The organism is Virgibacillus sp. 7505 (genome assembly GCF_002272135.1).
Classification (GTDB): Bacteria; Bacillota; Bacilli; order Bacillales; family Amphibacillaceae; genus Terribacillus.
The window spans coordinates 1-1,582 of sequence record NZ_NPBF01000034.1 but is presented as its reverse complement, the minus strand read 5'-3'; the positions used below and the strand labels follow the sequence as shown (position 1 = coordinate 1,582).

At 45.1% G+C, this 1,582-nt stretch carries 1 protein-coding gene; it reads left to right on the top strand.

Annotated elements, in window-relative coordinates; translation table 11 throughout:
- Positions 1–89: 89 nt before the first annotated feature.
- A complete protein-coding gene (locus CHH91_RS16050) occupies positions 90–1,535 on the top strand; it encodes an NADP-dependent glyceraldehyde-3-phosphate dehydrogenase (RefSeq protein WP_286160817.1) in 1,446 nt (481 codons plus the stop codon).
- The last annotated feature ends 47 nt before the right edge of the window (positions 1,536–1,582 follow it).

Genomic DNA, 1,582 nt, shown 5'->3' with positions numbered 1-1,582 from the left:
ATAAAAATGTTAGTAGTAGAATGAGTGTCAGAAACTTTTTTAAGTTTTTTAATTAAATAAACTAACTGCAACACGAGGAGGAAAAAGTAGTGGAGTCAACATTAACAGCACAACGTTATTATGTGAATGGCGAATGGAAAGAAAGCACCACCGGGAATGTAGTGGAAATCATGTCTCCGTACAAAGAGGGCGTCGTTGGAACTGTGCAGGCATTGTCTCAGGAAGAGGCAGCAGCAGCAATTCAATCAGCGAAGCAAGCACAAAAAGCATGGGCAAAGGTTTCCTTGCAGGAAAAAGCAGATTTGCTTTATAAATGGGCGGATGAACTGCTTGCAATGCAGGATGAACTTGCACAAACAATGATGCTTGAAGTCGGTAAGAGCCTGAAGGATGCTAAAAGTGAAGTGCAGCGGACATATGATTATATCCGTTATACTGCACAGGAAGCATTGCATACCAATGGCGAAAGCATGAGAGGCGATCGTTTCCCGGGTGGATCCAGTTCCAAGGTTGGTATTGTGGACAGAGTACCTTTAGGTGTCGTTCTGGCAATTGCGCCTTTCAACTATCCAGTAAACTTATCAGCATCCAAACTGGCTCCAGCACTTATTTCCGGTAATACGGTCATCTTCAAGCCTGCAACGCAAGGCGCTTTGAGCGGTATCAAGATGATGGAGGCATTCGACCGAGCTGGCTTCCCGGCAGGTGTTGTCAATATCGTCACTGGCCGCGGTTCTGTCATCGGTGACTTCCTTGTGGAGCATAAAGATATTAGCATGGTCTCCTTCACTGGAGGAACAAAAACAGGTGAGAACCTGGCGAAAGTAGCTGGCATGAAGCCAGTCGTTCTTGAGCTTGGTGGTAAGGATCCTGGTATCGTCCGCGAAGATGCGGATCTTGATAAAGCTGTGAAGAATATCATTAGCGGCGCATACTCCTATTCAGGTCAGCGTTGTACAGCTATCAAGCGTGTGCTTGTCCACGATAATGTGGCAAATGAGCTCGTTTCAAGACTGAAGGCCGAAGTAGAAAAATTGGCTGTCGGATCTCCGGAAGATGGCAATACAGTCGTTCCATTGATCGACAGTAAATCTGCTGACGGTGTTCAAGCTTTGATTGATGACGCGTTGGAAAAAGGCGCGACACTTGTTGCAGGTAACAAACGCGAAGGCAATCTGATTCATCCGACTTTGCTTGATCATGTAACGGAGGATATGGATGTTGCATGGGTAGAGCCATTCGGTCCGGTATTACCTGTTATCCGCGTTGGTTCTGATGAGGAAGCAATCGAGATTGCTAATAAATCCGAGTATGGTTTGCAGGCAAGCATCTTCACTCGAGATGTAGATAAAGCCTTCTATATTGCAAATGAATTGGAAACTGGTGCTGTCCAAATCAACGGACGCACAGAGCGTGGTCCAGACCACTTCCCATTCCTTGGTGTGAAAGGTTCTGGTATGGGAACGCAGGGTATTGCGAACAGCATTCTTTCCATGACAAGAGAGAAATTGACTGTATTGAATTTAGATAAATAATATAAAAAAGAGGAATCCCGTGGGATTCCTCTTTTTTATGTGTTTTT